This is a genomic window from Streptomyces sp. RLA123, from assembly GCF_056270165.1.
Genome location: NZ_JBWDOR010000003.1, coordinates 2,981,950 through 3,005,381 on the forward strand (window position 1 = coordinate 2,981,950; position 23,432 = coordinate 3,005,381).

Here is a 23,432-nt window from a genome sequence, read left to right on the forward strand (position 1 = left end):
GGCGGACCCCTGTTTCCGTCAGGTTTCGTCCGCTTTGTTCGCGATTCAGCCTCACGTTCAACCACTACTCTTGGTTTCCATGACCGGTACCCCCGCGCACACCCCCCTGTGGCCCGCACCGCTTGCGTCCGCTCCCGTCGACGCCACGGTCACCGTGCCCGGATCCAAGTCGGTCACCAACCGCGCCCTGGTGCTCTCGGCCCTGGCCTCCGAGCCCGGCTGGCTGCGCCGGCCGCTACGCAGCCGGGACACCGTGCTGATGGCCGAGGCGCTGCGGTCCATGGGCGTCCAGATCGACGAGGTGGTCAACCCCTACGGCGGCGAGGCATGGCGGGTGATCCCCGCCGGGCTGCACGGCCCCGCGACCGTCGACGTCGGCAACGCCGGCACCGTGATGCGCTTCCTGCCGCCGGTCGCCGCGCTCGCCGACGGCCCGGTGCGCTTCGACGGCGACCCCCGTTCGTACGAGCGGCCCCTGCACGGCGTGATCGACGCCCTGCGCGCGCTCGGCGCCCGCATCGACGACGAGGGGCGCGGCGCGCTCCCGCTGACCGTGCAGGGCGGCGGAGCGCTCGACGGCGGCCCGGTGTCGATCGACGCGTCCGCCTCCTCGCAGTTCGTCAGCGCGCTGCTGCTGTCCGGCTCCCGCTACAACCAGGGCGTGGAGGTCCGCCACACCGGTCCCACCCTGCCGTCCATGCCGCACATCCGGATGACGGTGGAGATGCTGCGGCACGCGGGCGCCAAGGTCGACACCCCCGAGAACGGCGGAGAGCCCAACGTGTGGCGGGTCGACCCGAGCGCGCTGCTCGGCGTGGACCTCACCATCGAGCCGGACCTGTCCAACGCCCAGCCGTTCCTGGCGGCCGCCTTGGTCACCGGCGGACGGGTCGTCATCCCCGACTGGCCGGCGCGCACCACACAACCGGGCGACGCGCTGCGCGAGCTGTTCACCCGGATGGGCGGTTCCTGCGAGCTGACCGACGCCGGCCTGGTCATGACCGGCTCCGGCCGCGTGCACGGCATCGACGCCGACCTGTCGGAGGTCGGCGAGCTCACCCCGGGCATCGCCGCGGTCGCCGCGCTGGCGGACTCCGAGTCGGTGCTGCGCGGGGTCGGCCACCTCCGGCTGCACGAGACCGACCGGCTGGCCGCGCTGACCAAGGAGATCAACGGGCTCGGCGGCGACGTCACCGAGACCGAGGACGGTCTGCGCATCCGCCCGCGCCCGCTGCGCGGCGGGGTCTTCCACACCTACGACGACCACCGCCTGGCCACCGCCGGCGCGGTCCTGGGCCTGGCCGTGGACGGCGTGCAGGTGGAGAACGTCGCCACCACCGGCAAGACGCTCCCCGACTTCCCCCACATGTGGACGGCCATGCTGGGCACCACGCCCGCCGCCCCCGCGTCCCCGGTGCGGGTCTGAGGTCATGCGGCGCTACGGCAAGCACCCCGACGAGGACGACGTCCGGTCCCGCCCGAACCCCAAGGGCAACCGGCCCCGCTCGACCCTCCGCCCGAAGCACGAGGACGCCGAGGAGGGCTTCGTCCTCACCGTCGACCGCGGCCGGATCACCTGCCTCGTCGGCGACCGCACCATCACCGCCATGAAGGCCCGCGAACTCGGCCGCAAGGGCATCGTGGTCGGCGACCGGGTGGGCATCGTCGGCGATCTGTCGGGCGACAAGGACACCCTGGCGCGGATCGTGCGGGTCGAGGCGCGCTCCTCCGTGCTGCGCCGCACCGCCGACGACACCGACCCCTTCGAGCGGGTGGTCGTCGCCAACGCCGACCGGCTCGCCATCGTCACCGCCCTCGCCGATCCCGAACCGCGGCCGCGGCTGATCGACCGCTGCCTGGTGGCGGCCTACGACGCCGGGCTGGAACCGCTGTTGGTACTGACCAAGTCCGATCTGGCCCCGGCCGAGACGCTGCTGGAGACGTACGCGCCGCTCGGCGTCCCCTATGTCGTCACCAGTCACGAGCACTTCGACGAGGACGCGACCGCCGCCGTGCGCGAGCACCTGGAGGGCCGCGTCACCGCCTTCGTCGGCCACAGCGGGGTCGGGAAGACCACCCTGGTCAACGCCCTGGTGGAGCGTCAGCGCGCCACCGGCCACGTCAACGCGGTCACCGGGCGCGGCCGGCACACCACGACCTCGGCGCTGGCGCTGCCGCTCAAGGGCGAGGACGGCTGGGTCATCGACACCCCGGGCGTGCGGTCCTTCGGCCTGGCGCACATCGACCCCTCGCGGGTCATCAACGCCTTCCCGGACCTCGAACCGGGCACGGAGGGCTGCCCGCGGGCCTGCAGCCACGACGAACCGGAGTGCGCGCTGGACGCCTGGGTGGCCGACGGACACGCCGAACCCGCCCGGCTCTTCTCCCTCCGCCGGCTCCTTGCGACGCGGGAGGCCAAGGAAGGGGACTGACGGGCGATTTCCGGGCATGCTGTGTGATGATCGCTCATCGACAGGACGGAACGGGAGGGCGCTCGATGGCCTGGCTCCTCGTGGTGGTCGCCGGACTCCTCGAAACCGGCTTCGCGGTCTGCCTCAAGCTCTCCCACGGGTTCACCCGTCTGTGGCCCACCATCGCCTTCTGCGTCTTCGCGCTCGGCAGCTTCGGGCTGCTGACGATGTCGCTGAAGAAGCTCGACGTCGGCGCCGCGTACGCGGTCTGGACGGGCATCGGGGCGGCGGGGACCGCGATCTACGGCATGGCGTTCCTCGGCGACGTCGTCTCGACGCTCAAGCTGATCTCGGTGGCGCTCGTCGTCCTGGGCGCCATCGGTCTCCAGCTGTCCGGCTCCGCGCACTGACCGCACGTCACGCCCCAGGCCCTGTGCGGCGTCAGGCGGCGCCCGCCCATCCGCGGCCGAGCATGCCGCGCACCAGCCGGGCCACGCGCAGGCACGCGTCCTCGTCGGTGGCCAGCGGCGCCATGACGTAGGACACGCCCACGCGCACCGCCGCCTCGCAGGCCCAGGCGAGGTCGGCGGAGTCCAGTGGGGGAAAGCTCCGCTCCATGACCGCGGCGGCGCCGGCGCGCAGTGCCGCGAGCACCTCGGTGGGGGTCAGCGGAAGGTCCTCCTTGCGCGGCCGCGCCCCGGGCTGCCGGGGCACAGGGACGCGGGTGATGGCCGCGGCCGGGACGCGGCCCCCTCGGCATCCCGTCAGGACGGCGCGCACCAGGGGGTTGCGGCGGGCCTGCTGGAGGAGCCGGCCGGTGGCCGCGGCGAAGCAGTCGCCGGGGTCGCCGCCCTGTTCAGCGGCGGCGGACAGGGCGCGCTCGACACCGGCCACAAGGTCGTCGGCCTCGCGTCGTACGAGGGCCCGCGCGAGGCCCTCCTTGCTGCCGAACTCGTTGTAGAGCGTCTGCCGCGACACTCCGGCGGTCGCCGCGACGTCCACCATCCGGATCGTCGCCCACGACTGGGCGGACAGTGCGGCCAGGGCCGCGTCCAGCAGGGATCCACGTGCTGTCGGCATGATTGCCTCCAAGCCGTCGTCCAGCGGCCGTGGGCAAAGAATTGACGCACTGTCGGTTTGTGTCAACCCCCCGCGCGTACCCTGCGTGACCTAGAGCGGCCGCGATCGATACTGTTCGCTCCATGCCGGACTTCAACGACGACCTGCGCCTCGCGCACATCCTCGCCGACGCCGCCGACGCCGCGACCATGGAGCGCTTCAAGGCCTTGGACCTGAAGGTCGAGACCAAGCCCGACATGACGCCGGTCAGCGAGGCCGACAAGCGCGCCGAGGAGCTGATCCGCAGCCAGCTCGGCCGCGCCCGGCCGCGCGACGCGGTCCTCGGCGAGGAGTACGGCTTCGAGGGCACGGGCCCGCGCCGCTGGATCGTCGACCCGATCGACGGCACCAAGAACTACGTCAGGGGCGTCCCGGTGTGGGCCACGCTCATCGCCCTCATGGTGCGCGGCGAGAACGGCGACGAGGGCGTGGTCGGCCTCGTCTCCGCGCCGGCGCTCGGCCGCCGCTGGTGGGCGGTGAAGGGCGGCGGCGCGTACACCGGGCGCAGCCTCTCCTCCGCCACGCGGCTGCGGGTGTCCCGGGTGAGCCGGCTGGAGGACGCCTCGTTCGCGTACTCCTCGCTCGGCGGCTGGGAGGAGCAGGGGCGGCTGGGCGGCTTCCTGGACCTGACCCGCTCGTGCTGGCGCACGCGTGCCTACGGTGACTTCTGGCCGTACATGATGGTCGCCGAGGGGTCGGTGGACTTCTGCGCGGAGCCCGAGCTGAGCCTGTGGGACATGGCCGCCAACGAGGTCATCATCCGGGAGGCGGGCGGTCGTTTCACCAGCCTGGACGGCGCGGACGGCCCCTACGGGGGCAATGCCGCGGCCTCGAACGGACTGCTGCACGAGCAGATGCTCGGTTTCCTGAACCGCAGCTGACCCACGCGGGGCGGCCCGGCCCGGGCCGCCCCCGTACACCACCGGTCACCCTCCGCACGCCCCTTGCTGCGCGCCGTCCCGCATGTGAACATGAGAATGCGTGAGCTTGTGAATTTGTGAAACAGTTCTCAAGACGGCCCACGACGCAGCCAAGGGGTATCCCATGCTCGTACGCGAAGCCATGAGCACGGTCGTTCTCACGATCGGCCCGGCTCACACCCTCCGCCAGGCCGCCCGGCTGATGTCCGCCCGCAAGGTGGGTGCGGCGGTCGTCCTCGATCCCGACACCTGCGGGCTCGGCATCCTCACCGAGCGCGACATCCTCAACGCCGTCGGTGCCGGACTGAGCCCCGACAGCGAACTCGCCGCCGCCCACACCACCACCGACGTCGTCTTCGCCGCCCCCCAGTGGACCCTGGAGGAGGCCGCCGCCGCCATGGTGCGCGGCGGTTTCCGTCACCTGGTGGTGATGGAGGACCGCAACGCGGTCGGCATGGTCTCCGTACGCGACATCGTCCGCTGCTGGCACCCCGCACACTCGGCGGCCGCCCTGGCCGGCTGAGCGGAAGAAGAAGTGGATCGGAGGGGTTCAGGTGCGTGGACGCACCTGAACCCCTCCGGTTCCCTTACGGCAAACGCCCCGTCAGCCGCGCAGGGCCCGGACGGCGGCTTCCAGTCGCTTTCCGTAGTCCTCGTCCGCCCGGCGGAAGTTGTCGATCGCCCGCTCGGCGATGTCGTCGCGCGACACCTTGGCGATGAAGCCGGCGAGGTTGGCGATCAGACGCTCCTTCTCGCCCTGCGACATCAGCCGGTAGAGGTCGCCCGCCTGGACGAAGTCGTTGTCCTCGGCGTGCGAGGGCGCTTCGTGGCTGCCGGTCCAGCCGGTGACCGCGGTGGACGACCACAGTGGACGGCCCGTCTGGGCCGGCCCGCCGAAGCTGTTCGGCTCGTAGTTCTTGTCGCCGCCGTGCCGGCCGTCGTAGGCGTGGCCGTCGCGGCTGTTGGTGCGCGCCTCGGCGGCGTGCGGACGGTTCACCGGCAGGTGGTCGGCGTTGATGCCGACGCGGTAGCGGTGGGCGTCGCCGTAGGCGAACAGCCGGCCCTGGAGCATCTTGTCCGGGGACGGGCCGATGCCGGGCACGAAGTGCGCCGGGGAGAAGATCGACTGCTCGACCTCGGCGAAGATGTTCCGCGGGTTGCGGTTGAGCTCCAGCCTGCCGATCTCGACCGGCGGGTAGTCCGCGTGCGGCCACACCTTGGTGAGGTCGAACGGGTTGAACCGGTAGGCCGCCGCCTGTGCCGCGGGCATGATCTGCACCTGCACGGTCCAGGTCGGGAACTCACCGCGCTCGATCGACTCGCGCAGGTCACGCTGGTGCGAGTCGGGGTCGAGCCCGGAGACCTTGACCGCCTCCTCGGTGGTCAGGTTCTTGATGCCCTGGTCGGTCTTGAAGTGGTACTTCACCCAGAAGACCTCGCCCGCCTCATTGGTCCACTGGTAGGTGTGCGAGCCGTAGCCGTTCATGTGGCGGTAGCTCGCCGGAATACCGCGGTCGCCGAACAGCCAGGTCACCTGGTGCGTCGACTCGGGCGACAGCCCCCAGAAGTCCCAGACGTTGTCCGCCTCCTGGGAACCGGTGTACGGGTCGCGCTTCTGGGTGTGGATGAAGTCCGGGAACTTGATGGCGTCCTTGATGAAGAACACCGGGGTGTTGTTGCCGACGAGGTCGTAATTGCCCTCCTCGGTATAGAACTTCAGCGCCCAGCCGCGCGGATCGCGGACCGCGTCCGCCGCGCCGAGGTTGCCGGCGACCGTGGAGAACCGCAGGAACGTCTCCGTCTGCTTGCCCACCTCGGAGAGGAACGCCGCGCGGGTGTACTCCGTCACGTCGGCGGTCACCGTGAAGGTGCCGTACGCGCCGGCGCCGCGGGCGTGCACCACACGCTCCGGGATGCGCTCACGGTTGAAGTGGGCGAGCTTCTCCAGCAGCAGCTGGTCCTGGATCAGGACCGGTCCGCCGACCCCCGCGGTCTCGCTGTTCTGGTTGTCCGCGACCGGGGCTCCCGCCTCGGTCGTCAGCGGGCCGGTCTTCTGAACCGTCACGTCCTTCTCCCTGCGTTCGTCTGTGCCGTGGCTGTCGCCGGAACCGATCCTACGATAGACAAGGTCTAAGTCAAGAAGAGCGTCAAACTCATACGGATTCGCAACACGGACTCCCGCTGTTAAGCTGGGCACACCCCACGGATAGGTGAAACGCAATGAGTGACCTGCTGGAACGACTGCGCGGACGCAGCTGGCGGATGACCGCCCAGCGGCGCGTCGTGGCCGAGGTCCTCGACGGCGAGCACGTCCACCTGACCGCCGACGAGGTGCACGCGCGGGCCGCGACCAGGCTGCCGGAGATCTCCCGCGCGACGGTCTACAACACCTTGGGCGAGCTGGTCTCGCTGGGCGAGGTCATGGAGGTCGCCACCGACGGCCGTGCCAAGCGCTACGACCCGAACGCCCACCACGCCCACCAGCACCTGGTCTGCTCACGCTGCGGCACCATCCGGGACGTCCACCCCGCCGGCGACCCGCTGACCGACCTGCCCGACAGCGAGCGCTTCGGGTTCACCGTCTCCGACGTGGAAGTGACCTACCGGGGCCTGTGCCCCGACTGCGCCTGACGCTGCGCCGAGCGGCGGAGCCGCTCCGCCGCCTTCCGCACGGCCGGCTCCGGCCGCGTCCGGCCGAACCACACGGTCTCCGGCGGCACTTCCCCGGCGACCCTGGCCAGCGCCTCGAAGGCTTCTCTGGCCACGCCGGGGTCCGCGTCCGTCGCCAGCGGCCCCAGCAGGCCCAGCAGGCCCTCACGCGGCGCCAGACGGCCCACCGCGCGCACCGCGGCCCGCCGCACCGCCGGCGACCACGGCGTCCGCGCCTCCCGGACCAGCCGCAGCAGCAGCGGCACGTCCGTACCGTCTCCGCACTCCCCCAGCCCCAGCGCCAGCCCGGCGACCAGCCGCGGCGGGCTCTGCGGCCCGCAGCGCACCAGTTGCCTGCGGTACGTCAGCGCCGGCGGCTCGCCCCTGCTGTACAGCCGCCACCGGGCCTGCGCCCGCACGATGCGCGCCGGATCCGCCAGCGGAGCCGTCAGCCGCGCCGCCGGCACGTCCTCCGGCAGTGCCGCCACCGCGAGTTCCCGCACCGCGGCGGACCGGGCCCACAGCAGCCGCCCCGCCTGGTCCGGGTCGAGTTCCAGCAGGCGCTGCGCACACAGCCTGCGGCACCTCTGGTCCGGATCGCGCAGCGCGGTACGGACCAGATCACCGCGGACGAACTCCCCCAGCTCCAGGGCCAGCTCCACCCCGAACCGCCGGGTCGGCGGTTCCCCGTCGGCGGCCAGCGCCCGCACGGCCCGCCGCGCCTCCGGGGCCGCGAGCACCTCCCGGTACGCCTCCAGCGCCCCCACGGCCCGGCGCCTGCCCCGCAGCCTGAGCAGTATCCGCACCGCCGCGGCGGCCTCGTCCGGCGCGGACCGCAGCGCCAGCGCCCCCACGGCCCGCTCCCGCACCGGGTCCACCCAGTCCGCGGTCCGCAGCGCCAGGGCGGTGGCCACCAGCGGACCGCCCGTGTGCGCCAGGCCCTCCACGGCGGCCTGCCGCGTGCGGCCGTCCCGGTCCATCGCGGCCAGCAGCAGACGCAGCGGATCGGCCTCCCCGGCCGCCAACGGCTGCACGCCCTGCACGGCCCGCGCGGCGCGGTCCAGCGACAGCCACAGCCCCGGTTCCGCCTCCCCCAGCGCCTTCAGCGCGGCCTCCCGGTCGTACGCGGCACCCTCCCCGGACCCCGCCACCACCCGCAGCTCCGCCAGCAGCTCGGCCGCCGCGCCGGCCGCGCACAGCCGCCTCCACCGCGTCACGTCCCCGAGTTCCGCCGGCCGCCGCTTACGCCGCCTGCGCAGCAACCCCGCCTCCTCGCGCCGCCGCCCTCGCCACGCGTCCAGCATCCTCCGGCGGGCCGGACCCGCGGCGAAAGGTTCGCACGCTTTTGCCCGATCCATGCCTGGGCTGTACCCGAGGCATACAAGAAGGCCCGGAAGCCATTGGCTTCCGGGCCTTCTCATTCAGTAGCGGGGACAGGATTTGAACCTGCGACCTCTGGGTTATGAGCCCAGCGAGCTACCGAGCTGCTCCACCCCGCGTCGTTGTGTCCTTAGAGTAACCCCCCACCCCTGAGCAGCGCAAATCCAATCCGGGACCGCCCTGTGCGGGTGCGCCGCGCTTCGCTGTACCGGGCTTTTCCCCTCCCGCCCTCCCTCCCCCGACCTTCGGCCGGGGGTGCCCCCAGCCCGGCGCGGCAAGGGCGGTCCGCGCTCTGTTCGTAGGGGGTCGGTGCCGCGGTCGCCGCTCGGCTCTCCCCCAACTACCGCTGGGGGAGGACCCCGCCACACCCCCCGGGCTGCCCGGGCGACGTGACGGCTGGGCAGTCGCGGGCGCCGCGCCCACGGGTGCCCGGGCACGATGCCGGCCTTATCGCCCTCCGGGGATCAGGCGCGAACCCTGCGGAGGGGGCCGGGGAGGTGGGGGCACCCCCGGCCGGAGGCTGGGGGAGAGCTGATGTCCAGGACGTTCGGCCTATGTGGTTGCGGGATTTGGGGCGGCCGGCAAGGTGCTGGAAACGCACGGACATATCCACTCCAGGACGCGCAGCCCCGGGGCCCCGGACCCGGCCCGCAGACGACTTGCGCCGGGGCACCCCGACGTCACAGGCGTGGGGGCACCCCCGGCCCGAGGGAAAGGCGCGGTGCCCCCGGAGGGGGCTTTACGCGGACAGTTCGTGCTCCAGCGCATCCGTGAGCCGCGCCGCCCGTTCCGCCACCTCCACAGGCCCGCACTCGACCGCCCGGGCACACCACGCCTGCGCGTCCGCGAGCTGCCCGTGCCGGGCGGCCAGCAGCGCCAGCCGGAGCGCCGCACGTCCGTGCCCCGCGTCGGCGGCCCGGGTCCACCACAGGGCCGCCTCCGGCTCCGCGCCCTCGCGTGCGAGGAGCAGCCCGAGGTTGAACGCCCCGTTGCGGCTGCCCCCTTCGGCCGCCTCGCGGTACCAGTGGGCGGCGTCCACGACGTCCCCGCGCCGGGCGGCACACATGCCGAGCCGGACCTGGGCGCGGCGGTGCCCCTGGCCGGCGGCGCGGGCGTACCACTCCTCGGCTTCCGCGGCCGCGTCCTCCGTGCCCTGGGCGTCCAGCAACGCGCCCAGCCGGAAGGCCCCTTCGGGGCTGCCGCCGCCCGCGGCGCACCGCAGGTGCCGCTCGGCGCCGTGCGGGTCCCCGTCCTTCTGGAGGGCGATCGCGACCTGGAGCGCGGCCTCGCTGTGCCCGCTGGCGGCCGCCCGCTCGTACCAGCGTCGCGCGCTGCCGTCGTCGCCCCGCCCGGCGTACAGGATGCCGAGGTTGAACGCGGCGTCGACGCTGCCGGCCTCCGCGGCCTTGGAGAACCACGGCTCGGCGCCCGCCGCGTCCCCGCGCTGCAGCAGCAGCACGGCGAGCGCGTTGGCCGCCTCGCGGTGGCCGGTGTACGCCGCCTTGCGGTACCACTGCTCGGCCTGGGCCGTACGCCCCTGACCGGCGCAGAGCAGGCCGAGGTTGAAGGCGCCGTTGACGTCGCCGGACTCCAGCGCGGCGCGGTACCACCGCTCGGCGGTCTGGGTCTCGCCCTCCTGCGCGTGGAGCGCGCCGAGCGCGTTCGCGGCGTTGCCGTCACCGGCGTTGGCGGCACGCCGCCACCAGGTGGCGGCCCCGTCGACGTCGCCGGCGTCGCGCAGCAGGAAACCGAGCGCGCAGGCGGCCCGCGGCTCGCCGTCCCGGGCGGCGGTGAGGTACCAGCGCTTGGCCTCCTCGTACTCGCCGCGCTCCTCCAGGAGCGTGCCGAGGCGCAGCGCGGCACGCCGGTGCCGGCGGGCGGCGGCCTGCCGGTACCACTGCTCGGCCTCGCGCTCCTCGCCGCGCTCGGCGCAGATGCGGGCCAGCCGGTACGCCGCCTCGCGGTGCCCGTGCTCGGCCGCGGCGTGGAACCAGCGCTCCGCGCCGACGTCACGGCGGTGGTCGAGCAGGTCGGCCAGCGCGTACGCGCCCAGGGTGTGCCCGGACTCGGCGGCCTGCCGCAGCCAGTACTCGGCGCCGGGCTCGTCGCCGCGCTCGCGGAAGTGCCGGCCGAGCGCGTGCGCGGCCGCCGCGGAGCCCGCGACGGCGGCGATGCGCCACCAGTCCGCGGCCTCCTCGGCATGGCCGCGCTGGTGCAGCAGCAGCCCGAGGTTGTTCGCAGCCGGGCGGTCTCCCCCGGCGGCGGCCGCGCGCAGATACGGCTCGGCCCCCTCCAGGTCGCCACGGCGCAACAGCAGCGTGCCGAGGATGCTCGCCGCGGCGGTGTCACCGTGCTCGGCGGCCCGCCGGTGGCGTGCCTCGAGTTCGGCCTCCTCGCGGGCCTCCAGGCTCTCCTCGTCCGGCAATTCGGACTCGATGAGCCGCTCCTCCTCGGCGGAACCCGTGCGCGGGCCGGGCAGCAGCTCGGCGACGGTCGGCGCGAAGGCGGCCGCCTGCGAGGGAACGAACGCGGGCATAGTCGTTCCGCCCGCGGACCCTCTGTCCGGGATCCGACGAGTTTTCAGCCGCCTTGCACCATCCCCCATGAGATCCATCGTCGCACCACCCGTACCCGCAGTACACCTGGTATGCAACAACCCTGCGGGGTTGAGACCGTCCCAGGAAGTCCTTCAGCGTTTTGTCGACTTCCCGACATCAACCCCGACGAAACCTCTGCGCGCGCAGTTCCCCCGTACAAGTGAAAGGGCCCGGAGTCTAGTTGACTCCGGACCCTCTCGAACAGTAGCGGGGACAGGATTTGAACCTGCGACCTCTGGGTTATGAGCCCAGCGAGCTACCGAGCTGCTCCACCCCGCGTCGTTGTGTCCCAACCGTACCACGACGCGGGGAGTGCCTGCTCAGCCCCTTTTCTCCGCCTGCTTCTCGGCCTCCTGCGCCCGTTGCAGCGCGGCCGCCAGATCCTTCTGCGCCTGGCCGTACGCCGCCCAGTCGCCGGCCTCCAGTGCCTTCTGGCCGGCGTCGTACGCCGTCTGGGCGTCCGCCAGGGCCTGGGCGACCGTCGCGTTGGCCGGGGGCGGCACGGTGCCGCTGCCGCCCCCGGTCTCCGGTGGCGGCGTGGTCCCGCCGGCCGCTGTCCCGAACACCGCGTTCAGCGCCTGGCCGAGGGTGTCCTCGAACTCCACCTTGCCGCCGTACCAGACGAGCACCTTCTTCAGCAGCGGGTAGTCGAAGTCGGCGCCGCGCAGGTAGACCGGCTCCACGTAGAGCAGGCCACCGTCGAGCGGGATGGTGAGCAGATTGCCGTACTCGACGGTGGAACCGCCGCCGCCGCTCAGCAGCTTGATCTTCTCCGCCACGGCGGGATCGGAGTTGAACTGGCTCTGGACCTGCTGCGGGCCGTACACCTGGGTGTTCGACAGTCTGAGGAGCCGGATCGTGCCGTAGTCCCCACTGGTGGCGTCCGCGTCGACCGCCATGAAGGCACCGAGGTTGTCACGCCGGTTGAGCGTGTAGGTCGTCGTCAGCGAGAACGTCTGGGCCTGCTGGTCCGGCATGCGCAGGCTCAGGTAGTAGGGCGGCACCGCCTTGCCCGTCTTCGTGGCCGGGTCGTTGGGGACCTGCCACACCTCGCTGCCGCTGTAGAAGGTCGACGCCTTGGTGACGTGGTAGCGCGTCAGCAGCTGGCGCTGCACCTTGAACAGGTCCTGCGGGTAGCGCAGATGGGCCATCAGGTCGGCGCTGACGGCGCTCTTCGGCTGCACCGTGTGCGGGAAGGCCTTCATCCAGGTCTTCAGCACCGGGTCCTTGTCGTCCCACTGGTAGAGCGTGACGTCACCGCTGAATGCGTCCACGGTCGCCTTGACCGAGTTGCGGATGTAGTTGACCTGGTTCTGCTGGGCCAGCACCGCGCGCTGCCCGTCGGTCAGCGAGTCCGCCGTGGTGTCGCCGAGCGTCGTACGCGACGAGTACGGGTAGCCGTTGCTCGTCGTGTAGGCGTCGACGATCCACACCACGCGGTGGTCGACGACGGCGGGGTAGGAGTCGCCGTCGATGGTCAGCCAGGGCGCGACCGCCTCGACCCGCTCCTTGGGCGTGCGGTTGTACAGGATGCGCGAGTCGTCCCCGACGGCGCCGGAGTAGAAGATCTGCGGGTCCCCGAAGGTCACCGCGTACGCGGCCCGGGTCACCGGGTTCTTCAGGCCGACGCCGCTCTTGCCCGTGTAGGTGTACGACTTCTCACCGTCGTCAGTGGTGTTGTAGTCGATCTCCGGCGTGGACTTGTCGCCGACGATGGACCACTGCTTGGTCTTCTCGCCGTAGTAGATCCGCTGTTCGTACTCTCCGAGATCACCGGTGGTCGGCAGTTCGGACTCGGTGAAGACCGGCTCGCCGCGCGTGGTCTCGTCGCCCTCGGTCGCGGTGGTGCCCTTCGCCGCGACCAGGCCGTAGCCGTGCGTGTACTTGAAATGGTCGTTGATCCAGCTGTGCTGCGGGATGCCCGCCAGGTTCAGCTCGCGCAGGCCGACCACGGTGTCCTGCTCCTTGCCGCCCGCCTTGTAGCGGTCGACATCGAGCGTGGAGGGGAAGGAGTAGTACCCGTTCGCCTTCTGGAGCTGCTGGAACGTCGGGGAGACCACGTTGGGGTCGAGGAGCCGGATGGACGCGGTGGTGTCGGCGTCCGCGCGCAGTTGCGCCCTGTCGTCGTCGTCGGCCGGGTTGGTGCCCGCGTAGTCGGACACCTTGGTGCCGGCGATGTCGTACGCCTGGCGCGTGGCGTCGATGTTCTTCTGGATGTACGGCTGCTCCTTGGCGGCCTCGTTCGGCTGCACCTGGAACTTCTGCACGATCGCCGGGTACAGGCCGCCGATCAGGATCGCCGACAGCACCATCAGGCCGAAGCCGATCAGCGGCAGCGACCATGTGCGCCGCACCAAGGTGGCGAAGAACAGCAGGGCGCAGATGATGGCGATCGCGAAGAGGATCGTCTTGGCCGGCAGATAGGCGTTGGCGTCCACATAGCGCAGCCCGGTCCAGTCGCCGGACTTGAGGTTGCCGGACTTGACCGCCAGCGAGTACCGGTCGAGCCAGTAGGCGACCGCCTTGAGGGTCACGAACAGGCCCAGCAGGACCGACAGGTGGCCGGTCGCCGCGGCGGTGGCGCGGCCGCCCGGGGAGGTGATGCGCAGCCCCCCGTAGAGGTAGTGCACCAAGGCGGACGCCAGCAGCGAGAGCACGACCGCCGCGAAGCCGAAGCTCAGCAGGAAGCGGTACCAGGGCAGCTCGAAGGCGTAGAAGGAGACGTCGACGTGGAACTGCGGGTCCACGGTGCCGAAGGGGGTGGCGTTCGTCCACAGCAGCCATGTGCGCCACTGGCTGGAGGCGGACGCTCCCGCGATCAGCCCCACCAGGGCGCAGACCGCGAGCAGCACCCACTTCTTGTAGGGCGCGATGCCCATGCGGTACCGGTCCAGGCTCTGCTGCTCCATCGACATCGCGCTGAGCGGCGGCCGCAGCCGGTGCGCCAGGTAGACATTGACGCCGACGGCCACCGCCATCAGCAGGCCGAAGACGAAGAACAGCCCGACCTTGGTCCACAGCGTCGTGGTGAAGACCGAGGAGTAGTGGACGGATCGGTACCAGAGCCAGTCGGTCCAGAAGCCGGCGAACATGACGAAGGCCATGGCCAGCACGGCCAGGACCCCCAGCGTCATGAGCAGCGTCCGGGCTCGCCGCGACGGGCGCCCCGCTCTGATCCGCGGCCCGTGCGGACTCCCGCCACGGTCCGGCATCTGGAATACCAAGGTGCGCACCTCAAGAGTCGGTCTCCGGCGGACGCCCGGCCGGCGCCCACTGATGCAACTTACTCACGGTTTACACAGTTCCCCAAGGTGCTCGATTGGGGATGCGAGTCACAGAAGAGGCAGGATGTTGAGCATGTCCAATATTGAGTCCGGCGGCGCCCCGCTCGCCGCGAATCCGCTGACCCAGGCCGTTCTGGAGATCGACAACTACGCGTCCGGCCTGGGCTGGGACCAGCCCGCCCGGCTCTTCGCGCTGGTCGACACGGACCGGCTTCGTGTACAGGAGCCGGGGCTGGCCGACGAACTCGGCCTCGCCGAGCAGACGGCGGGGGCCCTGACCCCGATCGAGCAGGACGAGCTGCCGCCCGGCACGCCGCTCGACGAGTTCCTGGCCACGATCGCGTGGCCCGATGTGGTCAGCGGCTGCGCGCTGACCGTGGAGCGGCTGATGCTGCCCCCGTCCGCCGAGCAGGCCATCCCCGAGGGCCTCGACGAGAACGCGCTGGGCGAGTGGGTCGCCGCGCATCCCGAGCGCCAGGAGGTGCGGATGACGGTGGCGGTGCTGCGCGACGGCACCCGGGAGTCGGCCGTGCGGCTGCGCTCCAAGGACTCGGCCACCGAGGTGCTGACCGGCGCCACGCTGGTGCCCGGGCTGGCCGAGGCGCTGTCGGCGACCTTCGAGGAGTAACGGCGCGGGGGGAAGCACGCGCCGGCCCCCGCCCGGTGCGGCTCGGCGCGACTCAACTCGCCGAGCAGCTCGGCAGGTCGGCGGTCTTCCCCTCGCGGAGGTCCTTGAGGGCGTCCATGGCGTCGCCGATGGTCTTGACCTTGACCAGGGTGAGGCCGCTCGGGGTGTCCTGGGCGGCCTCCGCGCAGTTGTCGGCGGGGGTGAGGAAGTACTCGGCGCCCTTCTCCCGTGCCCCGATGGTCTTCATGTCTATGCCGCCGATGGGGCCGACCTTGCCGTCGTCGTCGATCGTGCCGGTGCCCGCGACGAACTTGCCGCCGGTGAGGTCCCCGGGGGTGAGCTTGTCCACGATGCCGAGCGCGAACATCAGGCCGGCGCTCGGTCCGCCGACGTCCGCCAGCTTGATGTCGATCGTGAACGGGAGCGTGTGACCCACGCCGGCCTGGATGCCGATGATCGCGCGCCGCTTGCCGTCGTCGTCGGAGGTGCCCGTCGTGATGGTGACGTCCTGGGTGGCGTCGCCCTTGGCCCCCTCGGGGATGACGGTGAAGACCACCTTCTGCCCCGGCTGGTGCTTGGTGACCAGCGTGGCGACGTCGCCCGCCGCCTTGACCGGGGTGCCGTCCACGGCCTTGATCACGTCACCGGCGTGCAGCTTGCCCTCCGAAGGGGCGTCCTTCACGACGGTGGAGACGATCACCCGGGAGCCGACCGGAATCCCCAGCTCCTCCAGGGCGGCGACCTTTGCGCTGTCCTGGGACTGGGTGAACTCCTCGGCGTTCTCCTGATCGGCCTGCTCGGCCGTCTGCCCCTGGGGGTAGAGGGTGTCGTGCTCGACGACCTTCTGGTCGTGCGCCAGCCACCCGGCCACCGCCTCGACCAGGTTCATGGAGTAGTCCGCACTGGTCACGCGCACGGTGGTCATGTTCAGGTGCCCGTCGGCGGGATACGTCCTGTGCCCGGAGATCTGCAGCACCGGGGCGCCGTCGTGCTCGCCCAGCGTGTTGACGGTCGGCCCCGGCGACATCTCCGCGTACGGAACGCGCATCAGCAGCGCGACACAGAGCAGTGCTATCAGCGTCAGGGTCGACGCGAGCAGCGTCGCAGTGCGGCGTGGCATGGAACGACAGTACGGTACGCGACCGTCAGGCGCCCCGCGCGCCCTCAGACGCTGCCCGACTCAGAACGCTGCATGGCCTCGCGGAAGCGCTCGTAGCCCGCGAGCGAGGCGCCGTCCCCCGTCGAGCGCGTACGCGCCGCCCAGCTTCCCCAGACGGCGGCGGCGACTGCGGCCAGCACCGGAATGAGCAACCATGCGAGCGCCGCCACTGAGGCCTCCCGTATGCGCAAACGAATCGCGCAGTCGATCAAGAAACTATGAGCAGACTAATCGTTTGCTGCTATAACGTTCCGGGCGGGTCAGGGGTTACGCAACCGCAGGTAGGCCGTCCGATGGAGGGTGAACGCCAGTTCGATCGGGTGAGCCCGGGCCAGCGCCTCGGCAGCGCCCCCCGGCCCCGCGCTCAGTGCGCGCAGGCACCCACCCATTCCTCGGTGCCGTCGGAGAACTCCTGGTGCTTCCAGATCGGCACCTCGCGCTTGAGGTCGTCGATCAGCCGCCGGCACGCCGCGAAGGCCTCCGCCCGGTGCGGGCAGGAGACGGCGACGACAACCGCCAGGTCCCCGACACGGAGGTCGCCTACCCGATGGACGGCGGCCAGGGCGCGGACGGGGAAGTCGGCCGCCACCTTCTCCGCGACGCGCCGCAGCTCCGCCTCGGCCCCGGGGTGGGCGGAGTAGCCCAGAGCCGTGACCTCGGCGCCCGAGGGGCCGTCGTGGTCACGGACCGTGCCGACGAACAGGGCGGTGCCCCCGGCGGAGGCGTGACCCACCGCACGGAAGACCTCGTCTACGGACAGCTCGGTGTCGCGGACGGCGATGAGCCGGATGGGTTCCTCGTGCGCCTGTGCCATGGGACTCATGCTCCCTCATCTCCCACTATGCGGAAACTGTTTTCCACCACACTGTTTCGCTGCACCACCGCGCCGCCCGGAGGCGGGTACGGCCCTCACACCCCCCGGCGCTTGCGCGCCCGCCGCACCATGGCCGCGGTGCCGACCAGCGCGACCGTGGCGCCGGCCGCGCCCAGGGTGGCGGCGTCCTTGCGTCCCAGCCGCCGTCCGACAACGGAGTTGCGGCCCGCGACCTCCTCGAGGAGAACGGCGAGCACCTCCTCGTTCGTCCACTGCGGCCGCCAGCCCGACTCGTGCAGCCTGCTGCCGCTGACGACCCAGGGGTGCATCGTGTACGCCAGGTCCCCGGCGGGCGACGGGGTGAGCCCGAGCCGGTGCAGCCGGGAGGCCGCGCCCAGCGCTATGGCCGGCGGCAGCTCCATGCGCCGGATTCCGGAGAGCTCCTCGACCTCCTCCTGCTCCAGCCAGCCGTCGCAGCCCACCGCCATCTCGCCGTCGACCTTCTCCAGCGCCGCGTGCTCCAGCGCCGTCACCAGGTCGTCGACGTGGCAGAACTGCCAGCACGGCCGGCTGCCCGCCACCACGAGCAGCCGCGGCGACTCGAAGTACCGGGTGAGCGCGGTGTCCGTGCCGCCCACGAGGACGGCCGGCCGCACCACCGTCACATGGAGCCCGGGATGCGCACGCGGCGCCCGCCTGCCCAGCCGCTCGATCTCCAGCAGGTCGCCCACGAAGGACGCCTCCGCGGTGGCGCGCAGCGGCGCGTCCTCCGCGAGGGGGACGTCGTTGTCCGGCTGCGCGCCGTAGACCATCGCCGAGGTGCACAGCACGACCCGCCGCACACCCGCCGCGGCCGCGGCGGTGAGCACGGTCTGCGTGCCGCGCACATTGAAGGCGCTGCGCGCCTTGGGATCGGACTCCAGGTCCAGGTCGAGCGCGAGATGGACGACGACGTCCACGCCGCGCAGCCGCTCGGCGATCGCCGGATCGCGTACGTCCAGCACGCGCCATTGCGCACCGGGCACGTCACCGCGCCGTTCGTCGATCGCCACGACCTTCTTGACCTCGTCGGACTCGGCCAGCCGCATCGCCAGCCGCAGCCCGACGCCGGAGGCGGCGCCGGTCACGGCGACCACAGGGCCGGCGGCGGCCCTGCCGCCGCTCCGCTCTGGGCGAACGGTCGGTTCTGGGGAACTCACCAGGTGTCTCCCACGGTTGTTTCCGGTACGAGGTGCGCGGTCCGCAACCACGGTCCGTACGCAGCCATCCTGCCTGACGGGTGTCTAGGCTGGAGGTACAGCCCACAACACACAGAGCCGAGGAAACCGTGAGCGACATCCCATTCGGATTCGGAGTCCCTTCCGAGGAGCCCGAGGACGGGGGCGCGGACGACAGCAAGAAGCCGGGCAATTCCGGCGACGGCTCCCAGGGTCCGGCCAATCCGTTCGGCTTCGGCGGCGGCAACCCGTTCGGTGCGGGCGGTGAGAACCCCTTCGCCGCGATGTTCGGCTCGCTCAACCCCAATGACCTGGGCGCCGCGTTCCAGCAGCTGGGGCAGATGCTCTCGTACGAGGGTGGCCCGGTGAACTGGGAGATGGCCAAGGACATCGCCCGGCAGACCGTCGCCCAGGCCGCCTCCGGCGATGTGAAGGACCCCAGTGTGGGCCCGGCCGACCGTGCGAAGGTCGAGGAGGCACTGCGCCTGGCCGACCTGTGGCTGGACGGCGTGACGTCCATGCCGTCCGGGGCCGGCTCGGCAGTGGCGTGGAGCCGCGCGGAGTGGGTCGAGACGACGCTGCCGGTGTGGAAGGAACTCGTCGACCCGGTCGCCGAACGCGTCGGCAACGCCATGGGCAATGTGCTCCCCGAGGAGATGCAGGCCATGGCCGGCCCGCTGCTCGGCATGATGCGCTCCATGGGCGGCGCCATGTTCGGCACACAGATCGGGCAGGCGCTGGGCACGCTGGCGGGTGAGGTCGTGGGCTCGACCGACATCGGCCTGCCGCTCGGCCCGGCGGGCAAGGCCGCGCTGCTGCCGACCAACATCGCGACCTTCGGCGAGGGCCTGGGCGTGCCGCAGGACGAGGTGCGGCTCTACCTGGCGCTGCGCGAGGCGGCGCACCAGCGGCTCTTCGCGCACGTCCCGTGGCTGCGGGCGCATCTGTTCGGCGCGGTCGAGGGGTACGCCCGGGGCATCAAGGTCGACACCGCCAAGCTGGAGGACGCGGTCGGCCAGCTCGACCCGTCCAACCCCGAGGCGCTGCAGGACGCGTTGCAGCAGGGCATGTTCCAGCCCGAGGACACCCCGCAGCAGAAGGCCGCGCTCGCCCGGCTGGAGACGGCGCTCGCGCTCGTCGAGGGATGGGTCGACGCGGTGGTGCACGCCGCCGCGGCCCCGCACCTGCCCTCGGCAGGAGCCCTGCGCGAGACCCTGCGGCGGCGCCGGGCCTCCGGCGGTCCCGCGGAGCAGACCTTCGCCACCCTGATCGGGCTGGAGCTGCGGCCGCGCCGGCTGCGCGACGCCGCCCGGCTGTGGGCGTCGCTGACCGACGCACGCGGTGCCGACGGCCGCGACGGCCTGTGGGCGCACCCCGACATGCTGCCGACGGCCGCCGACCTCGACGACCCCGACGGCTTCGTCCACCACGAGCAGCTGGACTTCGCCGAGCTCGACAAGATGCTCGGCGAAGCCGCCCGCGGCAAGGACGCCGACCTGGCGGAGAACACCGAAACCGAGAACACCGAGCACAAGGACGACGACGAGAAGTGAGCCTGCACGACGACGCCGCGCGCGTCCTCAAGGAGTGGGACGCGCCCGACACCGCCCAGGACGACCTGCGGCTGGAGTTCCTGTCGCACCTCGACACGCATCCCGGCGGCATGTGGAAGTCGTGCTCCGCCGGGCACATCACCGGCAGCACGCTCGTGGTGGACCCGCTGGGCGGTCGCGTCCTGCTCACCCTGCACAAGAAGCTCAGGATGTGGCTGCAGATGGGCGGCCACTGCGAGCCGCAGGACACCACGCTGGCGCAGGCCGCGCTGCGCGAGGGCTTCGAGGAGTCCGGCATCGCCGGGCTGACGCTGCTGCGCCCCGAGCCGGTCAACCTCGACCGCCATCTGACGCCCTGCGCCTGGCACCTCGACGTGCAGTACGCCGCGGTGGCACCACCCGGCGCCGTCGAGGCGATCAGCGAGGAGTCGCTGGACCTCAAGTGGTTCGCCTACGACGAGATCGCCGATGTCGCCGACGGGTCGGTGCGGACGCTGCTGGCCCGCACCCGCGCGCTGATGTGAGCCGGCGCGCGGGGCGGGGCCGGGGCGGCGTCAGCGGTTGGTGAAGATGTTTCCCTGGTTCTGGCCGTGCGCGCCGTGCTGGCCGAGGCCGTACTGCGCGGCCATGCCCTGGCCGAGCTGAGCGTTCTGCGGCGGCATCAGCTCGCTGGGCTGCACCAGGACGTAGCCCTGGCCCAGGAAGTTGAGCTCCCAGCCCTCACCGGTGTTGCCGCGCCGCCGCCACACGCTGGAGGAACTGGTCTGCGCCTGCATCTGCACGCGGAGCGAGGACGACCAGGCGACCACCGCGTCGGAGTCGGCGGAGACGTACTTGTCCGGGGTGACCGGCATCAGCAGCGGGCGGCCGGAGGTCATGAGCGCGACCTTGCCGTGGCCGGAGATGTTGAGGTTGTACGCACCGCTGCCCGAGATGCCGAACTGGCTGTCCACCGAGATGACTTCCCAGTGCAGACCCGAGTCGAGCGCCAGCACATACGCGCCGTCCACGGTCAGCCCGTCGTGATCCACGTCCACGACGTGGATGTGCTGGGCAAGATTGGCGAGGTAGACGGTGCCCTGCCCGGAGCAGCGCATCAGTTCCAGGCCCTCGCCGGTGCGGTAGCGGGCGTTGCGCTGGGCGTGGCTCTGGTACTCGCCGTCGAACTCGATCAGGCCCTGGTAGGCGACCATCGCGCCCTTGCGGGCCAGGCAGTCGGTCCTGCCGTCGAGCTTGACCCGCAGCAGGTACGGGTTCTGCAGGGCGTACTGGTCCTCGGTCTGGACCTCGGTGTAGCCGAAAAGCGGGCTCTGCATGATGGATCGCTCCCCCTCAGCCCCGGACTCGGAGGCGGTCGGTGCTGTCTTCGCTGGGCTGTACGACGACGAAGCCCTGGCCGGAGAAGCCGATCTGGAAGGCCTCGCCGCTGCCCCGCCCGATCAGGGAGGAGGCCTTGAAGCTGCGCTTGGACTTGGTCTTCAGCCCGCTCGACCACGCGACGAGCGCGTCCGGGTCGACGTAGGTCTCGTCCTCGCCGCGGCCGCAGTCGACGACGACCGGGGTGCCGCGCGAGGTGATGGCCACCCAGCCGGTACCGGAGACGCCGACGTTGAACAGGCCCTGCCCGGCGAACTTGGCCAGCCCCTTGACCCGCTCCACGCCCCACTGCAGATGTGCGTCGAAGGCGAGCAGGTTGGTGCCGTTGACCGACAGGGACTCGTTGTTCAGATACAGGCAGACGACGTCGGCGCCGTAGTCGGCGAGGTACAGCAGCCCGTCGCCGGTGCACTTCATCAGTGGCGCGCCCTCCCCGGTCAGCCACTGCGACGCCATCTGGCGCACGGCGGGCGGGTTGGGCTCGTACTGGACGAAGCCCTCGTAGGCGACCATCGATCCGGTGCGCGCGAAGAGGTCCTGGCCGCTCTGCATGGCGACCTTCAGCATGCTGTTGCCGTGGTTCTCCATGCGGGCGGTGACCGGTGCCGGGGAGTACCCGGAAATCAGACTCTGGTCCATGGCGGGCTCCCTCAGACCTCGTACGGCTGGACGATGATGAAGTTGCCGGGGGCGCCGCGGAACTGGAGGTTCACGGTCTCCCCGCTGTGCCCTGGGTAGGCGTTACGGCGCAGCCGCACCTGACTGGAGAGCACCACCTGCGACGCGGCGGACCAGGCGACGATCGCGTTGCTGTCGGCATAGGTGGTGGGCGTGACCGGCAGCACCACCGGGGTGCCGTGGGTCTTGACGATGACGGTGCCGGTGCCCTGGAACTGCATCGTGAACAGGGCGCCGCCGGGAATGCCGTGGCCCTCGATACGGCGCACCTCGTGCTGCAGGGACTCGTCGAAGGCGAGCACGTTCTCCGCGGAGACGCAGATCGCGTCGCCCTGGAGCTCGATCGGGTGCAGATAGGAGGCGTCCTCGGCGAAGAACACCTGTCCGCGGCCGGTGCAGCGCATCAGCTGCATCTCCTGGCCGGTCATGTTGCCGACGATGCGGCCTGCGAACCCGGCTCCCTTGTAGCCGAATTCGACCTTCCCCTGGTACAGCACCATGCTGCCCTGACGGGCGAGCACCGGCTGGCCGCCGGCCTGGGAGAGGTCGACGCGGACGAGCTTGGAGTTCTGCTGCGTCCAGCGCTGGCCGGTGGGCACCTCGCGGTACTTCTGCATGGCGGCTGCGAGGCCGGCACCGGGGGTCTGCGGGACCTGTGGCGCGCCCGGGGCCTGGCCGTACGGCGCGGGGGCCGCCGGCGGCTGGCCGAACGGGGCCTGCGGCGGCTGACCGTAGGGAGCCTGGCCGAAGGGCGGCTGGCCGGGCGGCTGCCCGAACGGGGGCTGCCCCGGCACCTGACCGGGGTGCCCGGGGGGCGCCTGCGGCGGCGGGACCTGGCCGAACGGCGGCTGTCCCGGTGCCTGCGGCGGCGGGGTGGTCATCGGCGCCACCATGGTGGGCGCCGCATGGACCGGGGGCGCGGCCGGCGCGGGGGCCGGGGGCGCGCCGAAGGCGGGTGCGGGCAGCGGAGCCGGGGGTACGGACGCGGGAGCGGGAGCCGCAGGCGTCGCGAAGCCGGGGGCGGGCCCGGCCGGCGGGGCGAAGCCCGGCGCCGCCGTGGGCTGCTGCGGCACGGCGGGCTGCTGTTCCTCGGCGACCTCGCCGCCGAAGTTCTTCAGCAGGGCGTCCAGTCCCCCGTCGAAGCCCTGGCCGACCGCCGCGAAGCGCCAGACGTCCTTGAGGTAGATGTCCGCCAGCATGACCGCGCGCTCGGTGCTGAACTCCGCGCCGCTGAAGGCGTAGCGCGCCACTTCCTCGCCGCCCGCGACGATCCTGATGTAGCCGGGGCCGACCTGGGACATCTGGCCGGAGCCGTCGAGGGTCGCGGTGAAGCTCAGCTTGTGGATCCGCTGCGGGATGCGGTCCAGCGTGACCCGGAAGGACTCGGTGTCGCCGGCCTGCGCGCCGAGCTGCTGAATCGACTCCTCGGGCGACTTGGGCTGGTTGTAGAAGATGAAATAGCTGTCGTCCGAGAGCTGCTCCGCGGCGTCGAGACCGAAGCAGCTGATGTCGAACGACAGACCGGGGCCGCCGATCTGGACGCCGACGTACAGATCCGTCCCTGCCGTGAGATCACTGATCTTGGCCTTGTGGCCGCGCTGGAATTCCCTGGCCATTGCGAACGACCGCCCCCCATCCGTACGTAC

21 protein-coding genes and 2 tRNA genes are annotated in these 23,432 nt (G+C 71.8%); 9 read left to right on the forward strand and 14 right to left on the reverse strand.

Translation table 11 applies throughout. The annotated features are described in order from the left end of the window. Nucleotides 1–79 precede the first annotated feature (79 nt). From aroA to RV983_RS13350, 3 genes are all read left to right on the forward strand, one after another. A complete protein-coding gene (gene aroA / locus RV983_RS13340; RefSeq protein WP_475986004.1) occupies nucleotides 80–1,426 on the forward strand; it encodes a 3-phosphoshikimate 1-carboxyvinyltransferase in 1,347 nt (448 codons plus the stop codon). A 4-nt stretch (nucleotides 1,427–1,430) separates the two neighbouring features. Further along, nucleotides 1,431–2,432: a ribosome small subunit-dependent GTPase A gene (rsgA, locus tag RV983_RS13345; RefSeq protein ID WP_475986005.1), complete on the forward strand. Its 1,002-nt coding sequence runs from the start codon at nucleotides 1,431–1,433 to the stop codon at nucleotides 2,430–2,432. A gap of 65 nt (nucleotides 2,433–2,497) precedes the next feature. Further along, a complete protein-coding gene (locus tag RV983_RS13350) occupies nucleotides 2,498–2,821 on the forward strand; it encodes a DMT family transporter (protein ID WP_475986006.1) in 324 nt (107 codons plus the stop codon). Between the two features lie 31 nt (nucleotides 2,822–2,852). Here RV983_RS13350 and RV983_RS13355 read toward each other — a convergent pair whose 3' ends face one another. Further along, nucleotides 2,853–3,491: a TetR/AcrR family transcriptional regulator gene (locus RV983_RS13355; RefSeq protein WP_475986007.1), complete on the reverse strand. Its 639-nt coding sequence runs from the start codon at nucleotides 3,489–3,491 to the stop codon at nucleotides 2,853–2,855. 122 nt (nucleotides 3,492–3,613) lie between these two features. On the opposite strand from RV983_RS13355, the gene hisN reads away from it, so the two are divergent. Continuing rightward, nucleotides 3,614–4,411, forward strand: a complete 798-nt coding sequence (gene hisN, locus RV983_RS13360; RefSeq protein ID WP_475986008.1) for a histidinol-phosphatase — start codon at nucleotides 3,614–3,616, stop codon at nucleotides 4,409–4,411. 163 nt (nucleotides 4,412–4,574) lie between these two features. Continuing rightward, a complete protein-coding gene (locus tag RV983_RS13365) occupies nucleotides 4,575–4,973 on the forward strand; it encodes a CBS domain-containing protein (protein WP_384278024.1) in 399 nt (132 codons plus the stop codon). Nucleotides 4,974–5,054: 81 nt separating this feature from the next. On the opposite strand, the gene RV983_RS13370 is transcribed toward RV983_RS13365, so the two are convergent. Further along, complete coding sequence (locus RV983_RS13370) at nucleotides 5,055–6,515, reverse strand: catalase (protein WP_475986009.1); 1,461 nt, start codon at nucleotides 6,513–6,515, stop codon at nucleotides 5,055–5,057. 155 nt (nucleotides 6,516–6,670) lie between these two features. Between RV983_RS13370 and RV983_RS13375 the strand changes: the two genes are divergently transcribed. Beyond that, a complete protein-coding gene (locus RV983_RS13375; protein WP_475986010.1) occupies nucleotides 6,671–7,081 on the forward strand; it encodes a Fur family transcriptional regulator in 411 nt (136 codons plus the stop codon). Here the strand turns inward: RV983_RS13375 and RV983_RS13380 are convergent. The 5 genes from RV983_RS13380 to RV983_RS13400 form a co-directional block, all read right to left on the reverse strand. Beyond that, the gene (locus RV983_RS13380) at nucleotides 7,051–8,316 is read right to left on the reverse strand and encodes a HEAT repeat domain-containing protein (protein WP_475986011.1); all 1,266 of its coding nucleotides are present in this window, start codon (nucleotides 8,314–8,316) and stop codon (nucleotides 7,051–7,053) included. The genes RV983_RS13375 and RV983_RS13380 overlap by 31 nt on opposite strands. 208 nt (nucleotides 8,317–8,524) lie before the next feature. Next, nucleotides 8,525–8,598 (reverse strand) — tRNA-Met (locus RV983_RS13385). A 620-nt stretch (nucleotides 8,599–9,218) separates the two neighbouring features. Further along, nucleotides 9,219–11,015 carry a tetratricopeptide repeat protein gene (locus RV983_RS13390; RefSeq protein WP_475986012.1) on the reverse strand — a complete coding sequence of 599 codons (1,797 nt, stop codon included), beginning with the start codon at nucleotides 11,013–11,015 and terminating at the stop codon, nucleotides 9,219–9,221. 266 nt (nucleotides 11,016–11,281) lie between these two features. Further along, nucleotides 11,282–11,355: transfer RNA gene (locus RV983_RS13395), tRNA-Met, on the reverse strand. A gap of 41 nt (nucleotides 11,356–11,396) precedes the next feature. Further along, on the reverse strand, nucleotides 11,397–14,288 hold the full coding sequence (locus RV983_RS13400) for a UPF0182 family membrane protein (RefSeq protein ID WP_475990314.1): 2,892 nt from the start codon (nucleotides 14,286–14,288) through the stop codon (nucleotides 11,397–11,399). Between the two features lie 145 nt (nucleotides 14,289–14,433). Here RV983_RS13400 and RV983_RS13405 point away from each other — a divergent pair, with 145 nt between their 5' ends. Beyond that, a complete protein-coding gene (locus RV983_RS13405) occupies nucleotides 14,434–14,988 on the forward strand; it encodes a PPA1309 family protein (RefSeq protein WP_475986013.1) in 555 nt (184 codons plus the stop codon). 52 nt (nucleotides 14,989–15,040) lie between these two features. Here RV983_RS13405 and RV983_RS13410 read toward each other — a convergent pair whose 3' ends face one another. The 4 genes from RV983_RS13410 to RV983_RS13425 form a co-directional block, all read right to left on the reverse strand. Beyond that, nucleotides 15,041–16,108, reverse strand: coding sequence for a YlbL family protein (locus RV983_RS13410; protein ID WP_475986014.1), 1,068 nt, complete (start codon nucleotides 16,106–16,108; stop codon nucleotides 15,041–15,043). A gap of 44 nt (nucleotides 16,109–16,152) precedes the next feature. Further along, nucleotides 16,153–16,287, reverse strand: a complete 135-nt coding sequence (locus RV983_RS13415) for a hypothetical protein (RefSeq protein WP_475990582.1) — start codon at nucleotides 16,285–16,287, stop codon at nucleotides 16,153–16,155. Between the two features lie 224 nt (nucleotides 16,288–16,511). Beyond that, nucleotides 16,512–16,961 carry a molybdenum cofactor biosynthesis protein MoaE gene (locus tag RV983_RS13420; protein WP_475986015.1) on the reverse strand — a complete coding sequence of 150 codons (450 nt, stop codon included), beginning with the start codon at nucleotides 16,959–16,961 and terminating at the stop codon, nucleotides 16,512–16,514. Between the two features lie 95 nt (nucleotides 16,962–17,056). After that, a complete protein-coding gene (locus RV983_RS13425) occupies nucleotides 17,057–18,160 on the reverse strand; it encodes an SDR family oxidoreductase (RefSeq protein ID WP_475986016.1) in 1,104 nt (367 codons plus the stop codon). Nucleotides 18,161–18,288: 128 nt separating this feature from the next. On the opposite strand from RV983_RS13425, the gene RV983_RS13430 reads away from it, so the two are divergent. Further along, on the forward strand, nucleotides 18,289–19,731 hold the full coding sequence (locus tag RV983_RS13430; protein WP_475986017.1) for a zinc-dependent metalloprotease: 1,443 nt from the start codon (nucleotides 18,289–18,291) through the stop codon (nucleotides 19,729–19,731). Further along, nucleotides 19,728–20,255, forward strand: a complete 528-nt coding sequence (locus RV983_RS13435; protein WP_475986018.1) for an NUDIX hydrolase — start codon at nucleotides 19,728–19,730, stop codon at nucleotides 20,253–20,255. Before RV983_RS13430 ends, RV983_RS13435 begins: the two co-directional genes overlap by 4 nt. A gap of 30 nt (nucleotides 20,256–20,285) precedes the next feature. Here RV983_RS13435 and RV983_RS13440 read toward each other — a convergent pair whose 3' ends face one another. From RV983_RS13440 to RV983_RS13450, 3 genes are read right to left on the reverse strand one after another with little or no spacing between them, the layout of a single operon-like run. Further along, entirely contained in the window at nucleotides 20,286–21,047 is a 762-nt protein-coding gene (locus RV983_RS13440; protein WP_475986019.1) for an AIM24 family protein, read from the reverse strand. Nucleotides 21,048–21,063: 16 nt separating this feature from the next. Beyond that, nucleotides 21,064–21,747, reverse strand: coding sequence for an AIM24 family protein (locus tag RV983_RS13445; RefSeq protein WP_475986020.1), 684 nt, complete (start codon nucleotides 21,745–21,747; stop codon nucleotides 21,064–21,066). Nucleotides 21,748–21,758: 11 nt separating this feature from the next. Then, nucleotides 21,759–23,402, reverse strand: coding sequence for a TerD family protein (locus tag RV983_RS13450; protein WP_475986021.1), 1,644 nt, complete (start codon nucleotides 23,400–23,402; stop codon nucleotides 21,759–21,761). Nucleotides 23,403–23,432: the final 30 nt, after the last annotated feature.